This is a genomic window from Coprococcus sp. RTP21204st1_G4_RTP21204_210225 (genome assembly GCF_040915385.1).
GTDB lineage: Bacteria > Bacillota > Clostridia > Lachnospirales > Lachnospiraceae > Allocoprococcus > Allocoprococcus comes.
In genome coordinates this window covers 34,911-53,040 of record NZ_JBCPDP010000003.1, presented here as the reverse complement: position 1 = coordinate 53,040, position 18,130 = coordinate 34,911, and the positions used below count along the sequence as shown (strand labels likewise).

The following is an 18,130-nucleotide window of genomic DNA, read 5'->3' as shown; positions in this document are numbered from 1 at the left end:
TTTATCGAAGAGTTCAATTTCTTCAAGTGATTTCTTCTATAAAAAAAATCTCCGTAATTAAATTTCTTTTATATACTATAAATTTTGTTATTATCAGAAAAAACTCAGGCAAAACCGGACTGTATCCATTGTTTTGCCTGAGTTCTTTTCATCTCTTACATATTCAGAAGGAATGCTCTGTATCCCTTTACTGCTTCATACACATCAGCTTTGCTGCTGACTTCATAAGGTGCATGCATGGAAAGTACAGCAACACCGCTGTCGATCACTTCCATACCATAATTTGCCATAATATATGCGATGGTTCCGCCACCGCCTACATCGACTTTACCAAGTTCTGCGAACTGGTAAGTAACGCCTGCATCGTCCATCACCTTGCGCAGTCTTGCAAGATATTCTGCATTTGCATCATTGGATCCGCTCTTTCCGCGGCTTCCTGTAAACTTGTTAAATGCAAGTCCCTTTGTAAAGAATGCGGCACTTCTCTTTTCAAATGCTTCTGCAAACATCGGATCATAAGCAGCGCTTACGTCAGAAGAAAGCATTCTTGAATTAGCAAGTGCACGGCGTACCTTCAGTTCAGATTCACCTTCTGTAAGTGCAACAAGCTCTGCAACTGTATTTTCAAAGAAACGAGAATGCATTCCAGTTGCTCCGACGCTTCCGATCTCTTCTTTATCTACTAACAGACAGCATCCTGTACGCTTTGCATTTTCCACATCCAGCATAGCGAACAGAGAAGTAAATGCGCAGACTCTGTCATCCTGTCCATAAGAAAGGATCATACTGCGGTCAAATCCACAGTCTCTTGCCTTTCCGGCCGGAACAATTTCCAGCTCAGCCGATGCAAAATCCTCTTCTTCGATTCCATAGTTCTCTTTTAAAATATGAAGTACATTAGCCTTGATCGTTTCTTTTTCTTCTTCATCAAGTCCCTCCGCTTTATCAAGCGGACTGTTTCCAATCAGAAGATCCAGCTTTTCTCCTTCGATCACTTCACTTGCTTTCTTTGACATCTGGTTTGCTGCAAGATGAACAAGAAGGTCTGTAATAACAAATACCGGATCAGACTCTTTTTCCCCAATGCTGATCTCTTCTACACTTCCATCTTTTTTCGCAACAACACCATGAAGTGCCATCGGTCCTGTTACCCACTGGTATTTTTTGATTCCACCATAGTAATGTGTATCCAGATAAGCCATTCCTTCACTTTCATATAATGGATTCTGTTTCACATCAATACGTGGTGAATCGATATGAGCTCCAAGGATATTCATACCGTTTGAAAGCGGTTCTTCGCCCATACGGAACATAGCAAGCATTTTTTCCATGCATACCGCATATACTTTATCTCCTGCTTTCAGGCTCTTTCCTTCTTTCAGAACATCTTTGATATCCTGATATCCTGCTTCTTTCGCCATCTCAACCGCAAGCTTTACGCATTCACGCTCTGTCTTTCCGGCATCCAGGCAAGCTTTGTACTTTTCATTGATTTCATGAAGTTCTTTTTTGGCAGCTTCATCATAAGAGCTCCAGAGATTCTTTTTTTCTTCCATTTCTATACCTCTCTTCAATTCAGTTGGGATTCCCCACAATGCTTTCAGTATAATCCTCTCCCGATAAGAAGTCAATTATTACCCTTTAACTTTACAAGCATTTCCGTCATCGTTTCCTTCAAAACAGGATGCCGTTTATGCGGTGCGATCTCACACATTGGTCCAAGCACAAATTCCCTGTTCTGCATATCGATATGTGGTATACATAAATCATCCTCTTCAATGATCTGATCCCCATAGAAAATGATGTCCAGATCCAGTGTTCTCGGTCCCCATCTGCGGATCCGCTTTCTTCCGGCTTCCTGCTCAATTCGGTGTAACAGCTCCAGAAGCTCATGCGGGGTAAGCAGTGTTTCCATTTTCAGTGCCCCGTTCAGGAATTCATCCTGATCCGTCACGCCATATGGCTCGGTTCCGATCAGTTTCGATACCTTCAGGACTCTGCAAAGTTTTTCATTTTTCAGCTCTTCTACCGCATTCTCAATGTATTTTTTCTTGTCACCCATATTCGATCCGAGTGCGATAAACGCTTCATTCCAGCAACGTTCAATCTTCACGGAAACTGTCTCAAGCGGCAGTCCTACCGGTGCCCATGGTTTCTTTACTTCCACCATGACTTTCCGGATCTTCTCATCAAATAATAAGATCTCTTCTGCAAGCTGCTCTGCTACTGCTTCGATCAGCCTGTAATTCTTCTCTTCCATCTTTTCTTTTATCAGATGGGAAATGGTTCCGTAATTCACAGACGCTTCCAAGTCATCCGTTTTTCCCGCCCTGCGTGTATCCACATATAAAATGCAGGAAACCAGAAACTTCTGTCCCAGTCTGTTTTCTTCCGGATACACCCCATGATTTGCAAATATTTCCAGGTTTTCAATTTTTATCTGATCCATCTTTTTCTCCTGCTTACTCTCTTGCCAGAATCACTTCTGTCATCTTGATCGCTCTGCGGTTTTTCTCAGCATCATGAACGCGCACAAATCCATAATGACTCTGTACTGCCATCACGGTTGTGACAAGAGTTCCTTCTTCTCTTTCTGTTATCGGCAGATCCAGTGTCAGACCGATCATGGATTTTCTGGAAGTTCCAAGAAGCATCGGATATCCAAGTCCGTTAAAAAGATCCAGATGCTTCATCACATCCAGGTTCATCTCGTAGGTCTTTCCAAATCCAACCCCCGGATCCAGCATGATCCGGTCATCTTCAATCCCAGCCGCTTTCGCTGTATCTACACACTTCTGCAATTCTGCATACATATCCTTCAGGAAATTCTTGTACACCGCCTCATTTTTATTATGCATCAGACAGCATGCCGCATCATATTTTTTCACAAGACCTGCCATCTTTTCATCGTACTGGAATCCCCAGATATCATTTACCAGATCTGCTCCTGCCTGAAGTGCTGCCTCTGCCACCTCACTCTTATAAGTATCAATCGAAACCGGCACATCAAAATTCTTTTTGACAGCCTCGATAACCGGCGCAGTTCTTGTAATTTCTTCTTCTGACGTAATCTGCTGGTGTCCTGGTCTTGTGGACTCTCCTCCGATATCCAGGATATCGGTTCCGCCTTCTAAAAGCTCTTCTGCATGACGCATTGCCGCATCATAACCGTTCCACTTTCCCCCGTCCGAAAAAGAATCCGGTGTCACATTCAGGATTCCCATAATATAAGTATGGTTTGCTGTGTCAAATTCTTTATTCCCAATTTTCATTTTGTTTCCTCGTTTTCTACCAGATGATTTTCTGATTCTTCTTTTCTCCGCTCCAGTTACAGTCCTTCTCAGCCGGACACGTATAACACGCACGGGAAATCTTATCTGCATCATAAAGGATTTCTGCAAGCTGCCACTTATCCTGCCCTGCATTTTCTGTCTCTTCTGCATTGCCCCGGTGACTTAAAATTGCAAAAAGAATCCTGTCCGACTCCTCCTTTGTAAATCCAGTCTCTTCCAGAATCCTTTTTGCACTTTCAGCACTCGCTATCTCATGGGGAACTCCCGCCTTATATTGCTGCCATTTCCCGATGTCATGAAGTAATGCCGTCGCATAAATCTCTTCTTTTCCAAAGGCATATCCACGCTCCATCGAAAAAATATACATCAGACGTGCCACGTCCAGAAAATGGTTCATATCATGATGGCAGAATATTCTTTCCTTTTCTGCATCTTTATTCTTTACCAGTCCTTCTATAAAAAGAGGATGCTCATATATTTTCCAGATTCTCTGCATCCTCCTCTGCTCTTCCAGTTTTCGTTTTATTTCCATCGCACTAACCTATCATACGGAAAAACATGTTCTGCAGCTTTTCATTTTTTTCAAATGCACCTCTTGTAACAACACTAACCGTCTTGCTTCCCGGCTTCTTGATTCCACGCATGGTCATACACATATGCTCTGCCTCAGCAAGTACCATTACTCCCTTTGGATGAAGATTCTCCATCAGGGCATCCGCGATCTGTGCTGTCATCTGCTCCTGCAGCTGAAGTCTTCTGGCAAACACTTCCACAGTCCGTGCAAGCTTGCTAAGTCCCACTACCTTTCCATCCGGAATATAGGCAATATGAACCTTTCCGTAAAATGGCAGCATATGATGTTCACACATGGAATAAAACGTAATATCTTTTTCCACAACCATCTCATTGTTTTCTGCTGTAAATGTCTTTTTCAGGTGTTCCGCTGCATCCTCATTCATTCCGCCACAGATTTCTTCATACATTCTTGCAATCCGGTCCGGTGTCTCAGCCAGTCCTTCCCTATCCGGATCTTCACCGATTCCTTCCAGTAAAAGACGGATTGCCTGTTCTACTTTTTTATGATCTACCATAATGTTCTCTCTTCCTTTTTTCTTTCAAACACGTTTGTTTCCCGTTCAAGTCTTATCACTTCTCCCAGATAAGATAAGGAACCAAACACCAGAACAACATCTTCTTTCCTACATTCTGCTTTTGCTTTTTCAAGCGCATCTGCAATGTTCTCTGCCGGTTCTGACTGTATGTTCTTGGCCTTTAATACTTCACATAATCTCTCTTTTCCCAGATTCCTCTCCCCATTTGGAAGATCGATCGTATACACCTTTGAAAGATACGGAGCCATGATCTCTGCGATTTGTTCATATTCTTTATCTTTAAAAACCCCCATCACACCGACAATCTTTCTGTCCGTCAGATAGGTTCTCACATTTTCCGCAAGTCTTCTTGCGGCATCCCTGTTATGCGCTCCGTCGGCGATCACGGTCGGTTCTTTTTCAAGTACCTGAAACCGTCCAGGCCATGTCACTTTCACAAATCCCTTTCTTACAGCGTCTTCCGGAATCGAAACACCGTTCCTTCTTAACGCATCCACAGCTTCCAATACTGTCGCCGCATTATCAATCTGATATCTGCCAGCCAGGCGAAGACGGATATCTTTATATTCTCCATAAGAGAAAATCTGTCCATCCATCGTTTCTTCAGAAATCACAGCCTTTTCCGGATGCGAAACCACAAACCGGCATCCACACTCTCCGGCCTTTTTCTGGAGGATATCGGTCACAGACATCTGCTGTGGAGACGTGACAACTGCCAGACATGATGGTTTTATAATTCCGGCTTTATTTTCTGCTATCTCTTCTAATGTGTTTCCCAGCACTCCGATATGATCCATACTGATCGATGCAAAAATACTTAAAACAGTTGTATCTATTACATTTGTCGCATCAAGAAGCCCACCCATTCCGGCTTCCAGAACGACATAATCACACTGTTTTTCTCTGAAATAGAGAAATGCGATCGCTGTTTCTATCTCGAAAACAGTTACGGTGAGATCCGTTTTTTCTTCTACTTTTTCTGCTGCCTCTTTCACCTGAGATACAAAAGGGGCGAGCTCGTCCTCCGCCATCCATTGGCCATCAACCTGAAATCGTTCCATATATCCCATCACGGTCGGAGAACAGTATCTTCCGGTCCGGTATCCAGCCTGCTGCAGGATACCGGAGAGTCCGGCGAGAATCGATCCTTTTCCATTAGTCCCGGCTATATGTATAAATTTCAAATCTTTCTGCGGATTTCCAAGCTCACCCAATAAGCTCTTTATACTATCTAAGCCAAGTACACTTCCGTATTTCGATACATGATCCAAATATACCCTTGCTTCTTCGTATAACATGATTTAATTTTCCTTTTTGTACTTTTCAGCATATGCTGATATCTGAATATTTTATCATATTCCCTTACTGCTGTACAGTTCTATTTCTTTTTCTTTGGTACAACGTGGATCGCTCCACCCTCTGCTTCTTCCAGGGCTTCTCCGATTCCTTCATTATACGTCGGATGTGCACGCATTCCCTTCAAAAGCTGTGCAACCGTCATTTTGTTTGCGATCGCAGTTACAAATTCACCAACCATGTCTGTGGCTCTTGCACACATCATCTGTGCTCCGAGAATCACATCTGTCTCTTCATCTGCCACAATCTTGATAAATCCTCTTTCTTCTTTTGTAATAAGCGATTTACCATTGGCACTCATGATAAATTTACCAGTCTTCACTTTGATTCCCTGTTCTTTGGCTGCATCTTCGGTAATACCTGCTGATGCGATTTCCGGATCTGTATAAACACATCCCGGAACCACATCCAGATTCACAGAAGGTTCTTTTCCAGCCAGCTGTTCTGCAACAACGATTCCCTGTGCACTTGCTGCATGGGCAAGCTGTGCGCCAAAGATCAGATCACCGATCGCATAGACTCCCGGAATACTGCTTTCGAATTTATCATTTACAAGAACACGTCCTCTTTCCATATCCGGAGCAGCACCTTCTGCAAATAATCCGTCGGTATTCGGGCATCTTCCGACTGCACACAGAACATATTCTGCTTCTACAGTCTGTTCTTTTTCTTTTTCAACGAAGGTACATACACAAGTATCCCCTTCCATATGCACACCCTGTACTGCTGCTGATGTATGGCTTTCTACGCCACGTTTCTTCAGGATCAGTTTCAGGTTTTGTGCGATCTCTTTATCCATATTTGGAACCAGGCGCGGCATTGCTTCAAGAATGGTAACCTTAGATCCAAGTGCGGAATATACGGTTGCAAATTCTACACTGATCACACCACCACCGATGATAACCAGACTCTTTGGAACTTCTTTCAGCTTAAAAAGTTCATCACTTGTCAGAACTCTCGGAAGATCCATTCCCGGAATCGGAAGAATCAGTGGTTTGGAACCAGAAGCCAGAATGACATTCTCTGCTTCGACAGACTGTTCTTCATTCCCTGTAATCTTAACTTTTTTCCCCTCAAAAAGTGTGCCTTTTCCATAATATCTTGTTACGCCGTTTGCCTGCAGAAGCTGTTCTACTCCCTGAACAAGCTGTCCGGTTGTCTGCTCCTTATATTCCAGTATTTTTTCAAAATCATAAGTAACATCTGATGCTGAAATTCCGAAACGATCCGCTTCTTTGATTTCACGATATAATGTCGATGCATGAATCATTGCTTTTGCCGGAATACATCCCCTGTTCAGGCATGTTCCGCCGACTTCTCTCTCTTCGATCACTGCGGTCTTCATTCCAAGCTTCGCAGATTTGATTGCTGCCACATATCCTCCCGGACCGGCTCCAATTACTACTACATCAAACTTCTCACTCATTTTATTTCATCCTCCTACAGTTCCTCGCCCCGAATCCATTCGATAATGTCTTTCATCATCTCTTCTTCCTGTGGATCATCTGACCAGAAAAGCCCCAATTCCGTACAGATACTTTCCTTTCTGTACTTCAATCCTTTCAGATACTTCGGAAGTGTATGTATGAAATCCGGATTCAGTGCATCCGACCATGCAATTGCATCCTTGATCTTTCCTGATTCTACTGCAAACTGAAGTGTAATCCCTCCCCATCCAAAACGGTGGGAAAGCTCATACTGAAAATCAATTTTTCTTCCATAAAGCCAGTTCCATGAAGAGAAAAATTTCTCTCTTTCTGCAATTACTCCGGTATCAAGGTCTTCTATTTTTTTATCACGTACCTTTAATCCGTATACCTTTTCAAATGACTGTTTAAGTGCCACCTTCAGTTCTTCCATTGTAAGCTCCGGAAGATAATCTCTTAAATTTGTCACTCTGGATTTTACTGAATCAACCCCCTTTGATTTCAGTTTATCCTTTGATACAGTCAGATATCTGGATAAGGTTTCCATATTTACTCCTACCATGATCGTGCCATGATGATAGCAATGCTTTTCCTGCTCATAAAACGCATTTCCCGAGAATTTCTTTCCATCGATCAGGATATCGTTACGCCCGGATTTTTCAGCCTTCAATCCAAGGATCTCCATCGCTCCTATGATTACCTGAAGCTGCCGGTCCAGATTATATTCTTCTTTATTGATCAGAAATGTGAAGTTCATATTTCCCAGATCATGGTACACAGCTCCGCCACCTGACAGGCGTCTGGCAAGATGACCACCTTCTTCTTCAAGCTTTGTTGTTCTACATTCTTTCCAAGCATTTTGATTCCGTCCGATAACAACTGTATTCTGATTCTGCCACAGATAAAGAATACATTCTTTATCCTCGCAGTGGAGGAGCAAATACTCCTCCACTGCAAGATTTCTATATGGACTGAACTGATTGCTTTCAATATAAGTAATCTTTTCAATCATAGTTTTTCCCTCGCTTTAAGCTATAACTTATTAGTCCTGCCATTCGTATCGCAGATATGGATGTCTTGCTGCTCCAACCTCATCCATTCTTGTAACCGGTGTTGTAACAGGAGCCTGATGAAGCTGTTCGGCATCTGTTTCTGCGATTTCATACAGTTTGCGTAATACTTCTACTGCTTCATCCAGAGTTTCTTTGGACTCTGTCTCTGTCGGCTCTACCATCAGTGCTTCCTCAACGATCAGCGGGAAGTACATTGTCGGTGGATGGATACCGTTATCAAGAAGTCCTTTTGCAATATCCATTGCAGAAATTCCTGTTTTCTTTTTCAAATCTGCAAGACTCATTACGAATTCATGCATACATACCTCGTCATACGCCATTGTATACAGGTCTTTCAGTTTGTTCATCATGTAATTTGCATTCAGAACTGTATTCTGGCTCGCTTCCGGAATACCTTCGCGTCCCAGTGTCTTCACATAAGTAAGTGCTTTTACGATGACTGTAAAGTTTCCATAGAAGCTCTTCATCTCACCGATGCTCTGTGGTTCTTTTACAAATTTCAGTTCTTCTTCCCCATCTACTACATAAGACGGAAGGAACGGAACCAGCATGCTCTTGCATCCAACAGGTCCGCTTCCAGGGCCACCGCCACCGTGCGGAGTTGAGAATGTTTTGTGAAGATTCAGATGGATCACATCAAATCCCATATCTCCAGGGCGAACAGTTCCCATAACTGCATTTAAGTTTGCTCCGTCATAGTAGCAAAGTCCGCCACAGTTATGAACGATCTCCGTGATCTTCAGAATATTCTTATCAAAAAGTCCTACCGTATTTGGATTGGTAAGCATAAGTCCTGCTGTATCCTCTCCGCATACTTCCTGTAATTTTTCAAGATCAACACCACCATCCGGTGCAGATTCAATGCTGACTACCTGGAATCCTGCCATTGCCGCACTTGCCGGATTGGTTCCATGTGCAGAATCCGGAACGATAATTTTCTTTCTCTTTTCGTCTCCACGGCTCTTATGATATGCTTTGATCAGAAGAAGTCCTGTAAATTCTCCGTGAGCACCGGCTGCCGGCTGGAATGTCATACGATCCATACCTGTGATCTCGCAGAGAAGATTTTCAGATTCTTTGATGACTTCCAGGCATCCCTGTACCGTATGTGTCGGCTGCAGTGGATGGATCTCTGTGAATCCCGGAAGTGCTGCCATATCTTCATTGATCTTCGGATTGTATTTCATTGTACAAGATCCGAGTGGATAAAAACCATCATTCACACCATGTGATTTCTTTGCAAGTTCTGTATAATGTCTGCTCAGTTCAATTTCAGAAAGCTCTGGCAGATGAAGTTTTTTCTCTCTTTTATCTTTTTCCTGTGGAAGTGTTACTTCTACATCGCATTCTGGCAGTAAATCGCAACCTCTTCCAGGTCTGCTTTTTTCAAATATTAACATTACTGCACCTCCTTCAAAATCTGAACAACTGCGTCCATCTCTTCTTTGGTATTCACTTCTGTACAGCACCACAGAATTCTGTGTTCGTCAAGCGGAAATCCTCCAAGGATTCCTTTTTCCTCAAGTGCTGCAAGTGCTTTTGCGGCCGGAACATCGGATACAGTTACGAATTCATGGAAAAATTCTCCTTTGTTCTCGGTCTGATATCCAACTTTTGCAAGTTCTGCTGAAAGATAATGTGCTTTTGAAGTTGAAAGTGTTGCTGCTTTCTTAATCCCTTCATTGCCCATTGTTGCCAGATAAACGCCTACTGCAAGTGCGCAGAGTGCCTGGTTTGAGCAGATATTGCTGGATGCTTTTTCACGACGGATATGCTGTTCTCTTGCCTGAAGAGTAAGTACATAACCTTTCTTTCCATTGTGGTCTTCTGTCTGTCCAACAATACGTCCCGGAAGATTTCTCATCATCTTCTGTGTTGCAGCCATAAATCCAAGATATGGTCCGCCGAATGCAATAGAAAGTCCAAGTGGCTGTCCTTCGCCAACTGCCACATCAGCTCCATATTCTGCCGGTGTCTTTACTACACCGAGAGAAATCGGATTGACATTCATCACATATTTCGCACCGGCTCCATGTGTGATCTCACCAATCTCGGCTGCTTCTTCCAGATTACCGTAATAGTTCGGATGTTGGATCAGTACACATGCTGTCTGTGCATCTACATGTTCTTTCAGATATTCAATATCTGTAAGTCCGTCTTTTTCCGGAATTACTTCTATTTCCATTTCATTACCGAAGCAGTATGTTTTGATTGTTTCAAGAACATATGGATTCACGGTAGCTGAAACAAGTGCTTTGCTGCGTTTTCTGTCACGGCACATTGCCACACCTTCTGCGGATGCTTCTGCACCATCATATACGCAGGCATTGGAAATATCCATTCCTGTCAGATCACAGATCATGGTCTGATATTCAAAGATCGACTGCAGGATTCCCTGGCTGATCTCTGCCTGATAAGGAGTATATGCAGTTAATAAATTTTCTTTTGAAATCACGCTCTTTACTGTTGCCGGAATAAAATGCCGGTAAGCGCCTGCGCCGCGGAAAATCGTCTTAAAGACCTGATTCTTTGCAGCAATATTTTCCATATCACGACGTACTTCTAATTCTGTTTTTCCTTCCGGAATATTAAGACCGCCCTGGATCTTTACTTCTGCCGGAATGTGTGCGAACAAATCATCAATTGTCTGAAACCCGATTTCTTTCAGCATTTCCTGACGCTGTTCTTTTGTATTCGGTACATAGCTTCCCATAAATGGTCCACCGCCTTTCCCTGATTATTCTTCGCTTGCTGCAAATGCCTCATATTCTTCTGCTGAAAGAAGTTCCTCTGTTCCCGATACATCTTTTACTTTGATGAACCATGCATCATACGGAGCGTCATTGATCTTTTCTGGTGCGTCAAGAAGTTCTTCGTTGATTTCTTCAACTTCTCCTGTTACCGGTGAGTATACATCTGATACCGCTTTTACAGATTCAACATCTCCAAATACTTCTCCGGCTTCTACACTGTCTCCAGCTTCTGGAAGATTTACGAATACGAGATCACCGAGTGCTGACTGTGCATAATCCGTAAGTCCAATTGTCCAGACTCCACCTTCTTCTTTTACCCATTCGTGTGATTTTGTATATTTTAATTCTGCTCTTACTTCCATGATTTTAATCTCCTTTTCTTTTCAACTGCCGGTCGCCTTTTCCAAACACTCTCTATCGCTTTTTTCTGCGACCGGACTGTTAATCTATTTTCGTTATTATTTTCTTTTATTTTGCTCTCTTATAGAACGGAAGCTGCACAACTTCTGCTTCCACTCTTCTTCCACGTACATCTGCTTCTACCTTGTCGCCAATTGCTACGCTTCCGGCATCAACAAGTGCCATGGCGATTGGATATCCAAGATAAGGGCAATGCGTTCCGGATGTTGTATGTCCGATCTTCTGATCTCCAGCATACAGATCCTGATGTTCACGGATGATTCCTCTTCCTGTTACTTTAAGACCAATTCTTTCGATCTTTGGTGTTCCTCTGTCTTCTATGGCTTTCTTTCCGATGAATTCGTCTTTCTTCATCTTAACACCGAAGTTCAGACCTGTTTCAAGAGGTGATACTTCATCATCCATCTCATGTCCGTAAAGAGGCATTGCAGCTTCCATGCGAAGTGTATCACGAGCACCAAGTCCACAAGGGATTAGTCCCTCTTCTTTTCCTGCTTCAAGAAGTGTCTCCCACATCTTTTCTGCCAGATCACTTGCCAGGTAGATCTCTACACCATCTTCACCGGTATATCCTGTCTTGGATACGATGCAAGGCATTCCGGCAACTTCTGCGCCAAATACTGCATGATAATATTTCTTTGGAATATTTTCTTCTGTTGTAAGTTTTCTTAAGATTTCCATCGCCTTCGGTCCCTGAAGAGCGATCTGTCCATACTGGTCGGATACATCTGTAAATGTAACCTCTCCTGACTGATGTGCGAGCATCCACTGATAATCCTTATCCTTGTTTGCTGCATTTACTACGATAAAATAGTGATCATCTGATTTTTTGTATACGATCAGGTCATCTACAGTTCCACCGTTCTCGTTACACATCGGACTGTATCTTGCCTGTCCGTCTACCATATTTGTAAAATCGTTTGTAAGGATGTGCTGCAGATTGACAAGAGCATCTTTTCCTTCACAAAGGATTTCGCCCATATGAGATACATCAAAAAGTCCTGCCTGTGTACGTACTGCCATATGCTCTTTGATCACGCCTGTCTCATACTGAACCGGAAGAAGGTATCCGGCAAACGGCACGATCTTTCCACCTGCTTTTACATGAACGTCATAAAGGGGTGTTTTTAATTCCATTATTTTTTCCTCCTGTTATTCATAAAGTGGATATTTATCGCAGATCTTTGTAACTTCGGCACGGATTTCATCTGCTTTGATAGCAAAGTCTGTAATCGTCATCTTGATCAGTTTTGCGATGGTCTTCATATCTTCTTCTTTCAGACCTCTTGTTGTAACAGCCGGTGTTCCGATACGAACTCCACTGGTCACAAACGGGCTTGCAGGATCATTCGGAACTGCATTCTTATTAACTGTGATGTAAACTTCATCCAGTCTGTTCTGAAGTTCTTTTCCTGTGATGTTCATGTTCTGAAGATCTACCAAAATCAGATGGTTGTCTGTTCCACCGCTGACAAGATTGAATCCTTCTTCAACCATGGCTTCTGCAAGTGCTTTTGCATTCTTGACAACCTGTTCCTGATAGGTTTTGAATTCCGGTTTTAATGCTTCTCCGAAGCATACAGCTTTTGCTGCGATAATGTGCATCAGAGGTCCGCCCTGTGTTCCCGGGAAGATTGCTTTGTTGATCGCTTTTGCATATTCTTCTTTGCACATGATCATTCCACCACGAGGTCCTCTGAGTGTCTTATGTGTTGTTGTTGTAACTACATCAGCATAAGGAACCGGGCTCTGGTGAAGTCCTGCTGCAACAAGACCTGCAATGTGTGCCATATCTACGAAAAGATAAGCTCCAACTTCTTTTGCGATATCTGCAAAAATATCAAAACGGATCTCTCTTGGATAAGCCGAAGCTCCTGCTACGATCATCTTTGGTTTGCATTCACGTGCAAGCTTTCTGATTGCATCGTAATCCAGAACACCGTCATCATTGACATTGTAAGGTACGAAATTGTAAAGAATACCGGAAAGGTTTACCGGTGAACCATGTGTAAGATGTCCGCCGTGTGCCAGGTTCAGTCCCATAACTGTATCACCTGGTTTGATCAGCGCCTGATATACAGCTGTATTCGCATTTGCTCCTGAATGCGGCTGTACACATACATGGTCACATCCGAATAATTTCTTTGCACGTTCAATTGCAAGATTTTCAAGAATATCTACATCCTCGCATCCGCCATAATAACGTTTTCCCGGATAACCTTCTGCATACTTGTTTGTCGGTACAGTTCCCATCGCAAGCATAACTGCCGGGCTTACGATATTCTCTGATGCGATCAGTTCAAGGTTTCTACGCTGACGGCCAAGTTCTAACTGCAGCGCTTTCCCTACTTCTTCATCACATTCAGTAATGTAATTTGTTACCTCTTCAATTCTGTTCATTCTCTTTTACCTCCTTAGAACCAACTACCTGGTCTTTTTTGCTCCCTTTCCGGTGTATTTAATTCAGAATTTTATCGTTTATATCTGTATTTTTCTGAATATTCCCCTTTTTTAGGTACAAAAAAAACAGGCAAAAAAGTTTTCGTCATTGAAATCTTTTTTGTCTGCCTCTGTCCATTCACCTGAAAGATCACCCAGACTTTTGCGCTATATAGTCCAGACTACTTCTTCGGTACAATACATATATATTGTTCTCCAGAGTGTTGTCCGAATATGTTCCTTTTGCCTGAGAGTTTCTGCCTGCCCCTTCGGCTCATGCTATACATTAAATAACGGTGCGCGCCGTCTGTACAACAAGTATCTCACATATTCATCTTCCAACCTTAACGTTAATCCCATTATATAATTGTCGTTACAATTAGTCAAGCGTTAAATAATTTTCTTTATTGTTTATTATTTATCAGAATATTTAATAGTTTTTCCCTATAGGCATTGTTTTTTATTGACTATTTTTTAACTATATCATCGATTTTCTTTGTCTATTTTCACACTTGCCAGCATTTCCCCTGCCGCAAAAAAGTTTCCACCAGTAAAGTTGAATGACAAATGGGACAAATATAAGTGTTCAAATTCCGTTGTGCCATGGCGAGGAGACTCAGAAATTATGGAAGCCTCTGCTGACATAATTTTCGCTTTCAGAGGCTCCTCAGAATGGTTGGCACAACGGAATTTGAACACTTATATTTGTCCCATTTGTCTCACAACCTCCCAAACAAACTTTTTTGCACAAAAAGATCCGGACTTCCCAAACCTGGGAAATCCGGATCTTTTCAAATCTCTACCACTCAAATTTCTTCTCAAAGTACGCTTTGAGATCTTCAATTTTAATTCTTTCCTGCTGCATTGTATCACGGTCACGAACAGTAACTGCTCCGTCTTCTTCTGAATCGAAGTCATAAGTTACGCAGAACGGTGTTCCGATCTCATCCTGACGACGATATCTCTTACCGATATTTCCTCTGTCATCAAATTCGCAGTTGTAGTATTTGCTAAGCATAGCATAAACCTTCTCAGCGCCCTCATTCAGCTTCTTGGAGAGCGGAAGCACACCGATCTTAACCGGTGCAAGTTCCGGATGGAAATGCATCACAGTACGTGTAGAACCGTCTTCCAGTTCTTCCTCATCATATGCTGCGCAAAGGAACGCAAGTACCACACGGTCAGCACCAAGTGATGGCTCGATAACGTATGGAATGTATTTTTCATTGGTTTCATCATCAAAGTAAGTCAGATCCTGTCCTGATACATTCTGATGCTGTGTCAGGTCATAATCTGTTCTGTCTGCGATTCCCCACAGCTCGCCCCATCCAAATGGGAAGAGGAATTCTACGTCTGTTGTAGCCTTGCTGTAGAAAGAAAGCTCTTCTTTGTCATGATCTCTGTAACGGACTTCCTCATCCTTAAGTCCAAGAGAGAACAGCCAGTCAAGACAGAATTTCTTCCAGTAAGCAAACCATTCAAGGTCTGTATCCGGTTTGCAGAAGAATTCAAGTTCCATCTGTTCAAACTCACGGGTACGGAATGTAAAGTTACCCGGTGTAATCTCGTTACGGAATGATTTACCGATCTGACCAATACCAAATGGAAGTTTCTTTCTTGAAGTTCTCTGTACGTTCTTAAAGTTTACGAAGATTCCCTGTGCTGTCTCCGGGCGAAGGTATACTACGTTCTTTGCATCTTCTGTTACACCCTGGAAAGTCTTGAACATCAGGTTAAATTCTCGGATCTCTGTGAAATTGTGCTTTCCACAGGTCGGACACGGTACTTCATGTTCTTTGATAAATCCTTCCATCTCTTCATGTGACCATCCGTCAATGCTGTCCGGAATATCAATTCCATGCTCATGTGCATAATCTTCAATGATCTTATCTGCACGGAAACGTTCGTGACATTCCTTACAGTCCATCAGCGGATCACTGAATCCTCCCAGATGTCCGGAAGCGATCCATGTCTGCGGATTCATCAGAATCGCACAGTCAACACCTACGTTATAAGGGTTCTCCTGTACGAATTTCTTCCACCATGCTCTCTTTACGTTGTTCTTAAGTTCAACACCCAGGTTACCATAATCCCATGTATTTGCAAGCCCACCGTAGATTTCAGACCCCGGATATACAAAGCCTCTTGATTTTGCCAAAGCTACAATTTTGTCCATTGTCTTTTCTACCATAACACTAATCCTCGCATTCTTTTTATTTTTCGTTAGAAGAACAACGCCACTTATCGCGATAACATTTATTCCTCTCTGATTCACCTATTATACCTATTGCATATGGGTTTTGCAAGCTTATCCTGCTAATTTTCACCAAATTTGTCTTTATTTTCTAATCTAATATACAATTTTCCGGTTATTTCAGCCCTGTGAGCTGCTCCAGAATCTCAAGCGACTTGAATCTGTGAGCCACGTATACATCCAGATAACGCCCCATTAGCTTTCCCAGTTCCTTTAAAACTTCATCGCTTAAGGTAAAGGTATAGAGCTTTTCCACCGGTGTCCCGACAATGAACTGCATGGCATAAAGGGTAGACGTATTCAGCCGCATTCCGTCATAGACATTCTGACCGCATTCACTGCAGACCAAACCACCCTCCTTTACACTGAACACACAGGGACGTTCCCTGTTCCCACATCTGACACACTGAAATACCTGCGGTCCTTCCCCACTGACACTGAGTGCCTTCAGTTCAAATATGTAGCGTACCAGCTCAAATGGAATGATCTTTTTCGTCAGCACGCGCATCGTCTGATAAAGAAGCTTCAGCATTTCCCGCTCGTCATTGGCTTCCCTTGTATAAAAATCTGCAAATTCGAGAAAATAAAATGCATAGTATGCCGCTTCCACATCCGTGCGGAGCTCTGCAAAATAATTTTCGATCTCTGCCGACTGGAGAGTGTTGGAATTTCTTCCTTCATACAGCATGAATTTTCCGAAATTACAAGGTGTACAAGCCCCTGCAAGCGGACTGTTCGGTCGTCTCGCCCCTTTTGCAAACGCTGATATTTTTCCTTTTTCTTTTGTCAGGATCACGACTCTTTTATCATATTCACCAATCGGTGCTACCGACAGAATCATCCCTGTCATTGTTGTTAACTGATTCACTGCATTTGTCCCCGTATTTCTCCGTTTTCGCTTTGCAGACTTCCTTTTCCCGGTAGGAGAGATAATCCTCCACCCGTCCTGTTCTTGCAAACTGATCCCAGTATTCCTGATTCATCCTTCGGTCACCTCATCTTTTTCTTATGCCTTTTAAGATTAGGTTCTCCCATATTTTCAGATGCTATACTGCGTAATATCTGCCAACTGTTTTTCAGAGAAACACCTTGACATTTTTTACTCGTCTTCTCGGTATCCAAAGTTTTTGATCAGGAAATCGCTGTCTCTCCAGTCTTTCTTTACTTTTACCCAAAGCTGGAGATTTACCTTACATTCGAGCATCTGCTCGATCTCATATCGCGCCGTACTGCCGATCTTTTTCAGCATGGATCCCTGCTTGCCAATGATGATTCCTTTATGTGAATCACGTTCACAGATGATCGTTGCCTCAATATCCATCACTTTTTTGCGTGCTTTCATCTTCTCGATTGATACCGCAATTCCATGTGGAATCTCCTCATTCAGGCAGTGCAGTGCTTTTTCACGGATCAGCTCTGCCACAATCTGCCTTTCCGGCTGGTCGGTAATGGTATCTTCATCATAAAACTGCGGTCCATACGGAAGATATTTCATGATGACCTTTAAAAGCTCGTCTGTATTTTCACCGGTTCTTGCAGATACCGGAACGATATCTGCAAACTGGTATACTTCATTGTATTTTGCGATACACGGAAGAATATCTTCCTTCTTCACGGTATCTGCCTTGTTAATGACCAGCACGACAGGTGTTGTCACCTTTCCAAGCTGCTGCACAATGTGCTGCTCTCCGGCTCCGATAAAGGTACTTGGCTCAACCAGCCACAGTACCACATCAACTTCATTTAAGGTGCGCTCTGCCACATTTACCATGTAGGTCCCAAGCTTGTTCTTCGCCTTATGGATTCCCGGTGTATCGACAAATACGATCTGTCCTTCATCGGTCGTAAGTACCGTCTGGATCCGGTTTCTGGTAGTCTGTGGTTTATTCGATGTAATAGCTATCTTCTGACCGATCAGATAGTTCATAAGGGTGGATTTTCCCACATTCGGCCTGCCGATCAACGTTACAAATCCTGATTTAAAATCTGCTCTCATGCATTCT

The 18,130-nt window shown here is 42.8% G+C and carries 17 protein-coding genes and 1 riboswitch; all 17 genes read right to left on the bottom strand.

The window, feature by feature from the left end; genetic code table 11:
* Positions 1 to 155: 155 nt before the first annotated feature.
* Entirely contained in the window at positions 156 to 1,556 is a 1,401-nt protein-coding gene (locus AB5213_RS03600) for an aminopeptidase (RefSeq protein WP_022220665.1), read from the bottom strand.
* Between the two features lie 71 nt (positions 1,557 to 1,627).
* Positions 1,628 to 2,449: a 2-amino-4-hydroxy-6-hydroxymethyldihydropteridine diphosphokinase gene (folK, locus tag AB5213_RS03595; protein ID WP_368276342.1), complete on the bottom strand. Its 822-nt coding sequence runs from the start codon at positions 2,447 to 2,449 to the stop codon at positions 1,628 to 1,630.
* Between the two features lie 13 nt (positions 2,450 to 2,462).
* Complete coding sequence (gene folP / locus AB5213_RS03590; RefSeq protein WP_368276341.1) at positions 2,463 to 3,272, bottom strand: dihydropteroate synthase; 810 nt, start codon at positions 3,270 to 3,272, stop codon at positions 2,463 to 2,465.
* Positions 3,273 to 3,288: 16 nt separating this feature from the next.
* Positions 3,289 to 3,825: an HD domain-containing protein gene (locus tag AB5213_RS03585; protein ID WP_243000034.1), complete on the bottom strand. Its 537-nt coding sequence runs from the start codon at positions 3,823 to 3,825 to the stop codon at positions 3,289 to 3,291.
* A gap of 4 nt (positions 3,826 to 3,829) precedes the next feature.
* The gene (gene folE / locus AB5213_RS03580; protein ID WP_368276340.1) at positions 3,830 to 4,384 is read right to left on the bottom strand and encodes a GTP cyclohydrolase I FolE; all 555 of its coding nucleotides are present in this window, start codon (positions 4,382 to 4,384) and stop codon (positions 3,830 to 3,832) included.
* Entirely contained in the window at positions 4,378 to 5,703 is a 1,326-nt protein-coding gene (locus AB5213_RS03575) for a folylpolyglutamate synthase/dihydrofolate synthase family protein (protein WP_368276339.1), read from the bottom strand. Before AB5213_RS03575 ends, folE begins: the two co-directional genes overlap by 7 nt.
* 80 nt (positions 5,704 to 5,783) lie before the next feature.
* Positions 5,784 to 7,187 carry a dihydrolipoyl dehydrogenase gene (gene lpdA / locus AB5213_RS03570; RefSeq protein WP_368276338.1) on the bottom strand — a complete coding sequence of 468 codons (1,404 nt, stop codon included), beginning with the start codon at positions 7,185 to 7,187 and terminating at the stop codon, positions 5,784 to 5,786.
* Positions 7,188 to 7,201: 14 nt separating this feature from the next.
* Complete coding sequence (locus tag AB5213_RS03565; RefSeq protein WP_008372051.1) at positions 7,202 to 8,200, bottom strand: lipoate--protein ligase; 999 nt, start codon at positions 8,198 to 8,200, stop codon at positions 7,202 to 7,204.
* Positions 8,201 to 8,230: 30 nt separating this feature from the next.
* A complete protein-coding gene (gene gcvPB, locus AB5213_RS03560; protein ID WP_215634064.1) occupies positions 8,231 to 9,661 on the bottom strand; it encodes an aminomethyl-transferring glycine dehydrogenase subunit GcvPB in 1,431 nt (476 codons plus the stop codon).
* Positions 9,661 to 10,974, bottom strand: a complete 1,314-nt coding sequence (gene gcvPA, locus AB5213_RS03555; RefSeq protein WP_008372055.1) for an aminomethyl-transferring glycine dehydrogenase subunit GcvPA — start codon at positions 10,972 to 10,974, stop codon at positions 9,661 to 9,663. Before gcvPA ends, gcvPB begins: the two co-directional genes overlap by 1 nt.
* Before the next feature lie 24 nt (positions 10,975 to 10,998).
* Positions 10,999 to 11,376, bottom strand: coding sequence for a glycine cleavage system protein GcvH (gene gcvH / locus AB5213_RS03550; protein ID WP_215634063.1), 378 nt, complete (start codon positions 11,374 to 11,376; stop codon positions 10,999 to 11,001).
* 106 nt (positions 11,377 to 11,482) lie between these two features.
* The gene (gcvT, locus tag AB5213_RS03545; protein ID WP_215634062.1) at positions 11,483 to 12,571 is read right to left on the bottom strand and encodes a glycine cleavage system aminomethyltransferase GcvT; all 1,089 of its coding nucleotides are present in this window, start codon (positions 12,569 to 12,571) and stop codon (positions 11,483 to 11,485) included.
* 15 nt (positions 12,572 to 12,586) lie between these two features.
* Complete coding sequence (gene glyA / locus AB5213_RS03540) at positions 12,587 to 13,834, bottom strand: serine hydroxymethyltransferase (RefSeq protein WP_368276337.1); 1,248 nt, start codon at positions 13,832 to 13,834, stop codon at positions 12,587 to 12,589.
* Positions 13,835 to 14,098: 264 nt separating this feature from the next.
* Positions 14,099 to 14,211, bottom strand: a riboswitch (glycine riboswitch).
* 461 nt (positions 14,212 to 14,672) lie between these two features.
* Complete coding sequence (locus AB5213_RS03535) at positions 14,673 to 16,064, bottom strand: glycine--tRNA ligase (RefSeq protein WP_368276336.1); 1,392 nt, start codon at positions 16,062 to 16,064, stop codon at positions 14,673 to 14,675.
* Between the two features lie 178 nt (positions 16,065 to 16,242).
* On the bottom strand, positions 16,243 to 16,995 hold the full coding sequence (recO, locus tag AB5213_RS03530) for a DNA repair protein RecO (protein WP_227084684.1): 753 nt from the start codon (positions 16,993 to 16,995) through the stop codon (positions 16,243 to 16,245).
* Entirely contained in the window at positions 16,940 to 17,110 is a 171-nt protein-coding gene (locus AB5213_RS03525; RefSeq protein WP_022220670.1) for a hypothetical protein, read from the bottom strand. The genes recO and AB5213_RS03525 overlap by 56 nt, the downstream gene beginning before the upstream one ends.
* A gap of 116 nt (positions 17,111 to 17,226) precedes the next feature.
* Complete coding sequence (era, locus tag AB5213_RS03520) at positions 17,227 to 18,123, bottom strand: GTPase Era (RefSeq protein ID WP_008372068.1); 897 nt, start codon at positions 18,121 to 18,123, stop codon at positions 17,227 to 17,229.
* Positions 18,124 to 18,130: the final 7 nt, after the last annotated feature.

Excerpts from the sequence above, each read along its gene's own strand:
- gcvT (WP_215634062.1), bottom strand. The coding sequence starts at position 12,571 with ATGGAATTAAAAACACCCCTTTATGACGTTCATGTAAAAGCAGGTGGA.
- folP (WP_368276341.1), bottom strand. The coding sequence starts at position 3,272 with ATGAAAATTGGGAATAAAGAATTTGACACAGCAAACCATACTTATATT.
- folE (WP_368276340.1), bottom strand. The coding sequence starts at position 4,384 with ATGGTAGATCATAAAAAAGTAGAACAGGCAATCCGTCTTTTACTGGAA.
- AB5213_RS03600 (WP_022220665.1), bottom strand. The coding sequence starts at position 1,556 with ATGGAAGAAAAAAAGAATCTCTGGAGCTCTTATGATGAAGCTGCCAAA.
- lpdA (WP_368276338.1), bottom strand. The coding sequence starts at position 7,187 with ATGAGTGAGAAGTTTGATGTAGTAGTAATTGGAGCCGGTCCGGGAGGA.
- AB5213_RS03525 (WP_022220670.1), bottom strand. The coding sequence starts at position 17,110 with ATGAATCAGGAATACTGGGATCAGTTTGCAAGAACAGGACGGGTGGAG.
- gcvH (WP_215634063.1), bottom strand. The coding sequence starts at position 11,376 with ATGGAAGTAAGAGCAGAATTAAAATATACAAAATCACACGAATGGGTA.
- AB5213_RS03535 (WP_368276336.1), bottom strand. The coding sequence starts at position 16,064 with ATGGTAGAAAAGACAATGGACAAAATTGTAGCTTTGGCAAAATCAAGA.
- AB5213_RS03585 (WP_243000034.1), bottom strand. The coding sequence starts at position 3,825 with ATGGAAATAAAACGAAAACTGGAAGAGCAGAGGAGGATGCAGAGAATC.
- glyA (WP_368276337.1), bottom strand. The coding sequence starts at position 13,834 with ATGAACAGAATTGAAGAGGTAACAAATTACATTACTGAATGTGATGAA.
- era (WP_008372068.1), bottom strand. The coding sequence starts at position 18,123 with ATGAGAGCAGATTTTAAATCAGGATTTGTAACGTTGATCGGCAGGCCG.
- gcvPB (WP_215634064.1), bottom strand. The coding sequence starts at position 9,661 with ATGTTAATATTTGAAAAAAGCAGACCTGGAAGAGGTTGCGATTTACTG.
- gcvPA (WP_008372055.1), bottom strand. The coding sequence starts at position 10,974 with ATGGGAAGCTATGTACCGAATACAAAAGAACAGCGTCAGGAAATGCTG.
- AB5213_RS03575 (WP_368276339.1), bottom strand. The coding sequence starts at position 5,703 with ATGTTATACGAAGAAGCAAGGGTATATTTGGATCATGTATCGAAATAC.
- AB5213_RS03565 (WP_008372051.1), bottom strand. The coding sequence starts at position 8,200 with ATGATTGAAAAGATTACTTATATTGAAAGCAATCAGTTCAGTCCATAT.
- folK (WP_368276342.1), bottom strand. The coding sequence starts at position 2,449 with ATGGATCAGATAAAAATTGAAAACCTGGAAATATTTGCAAATCATGGG.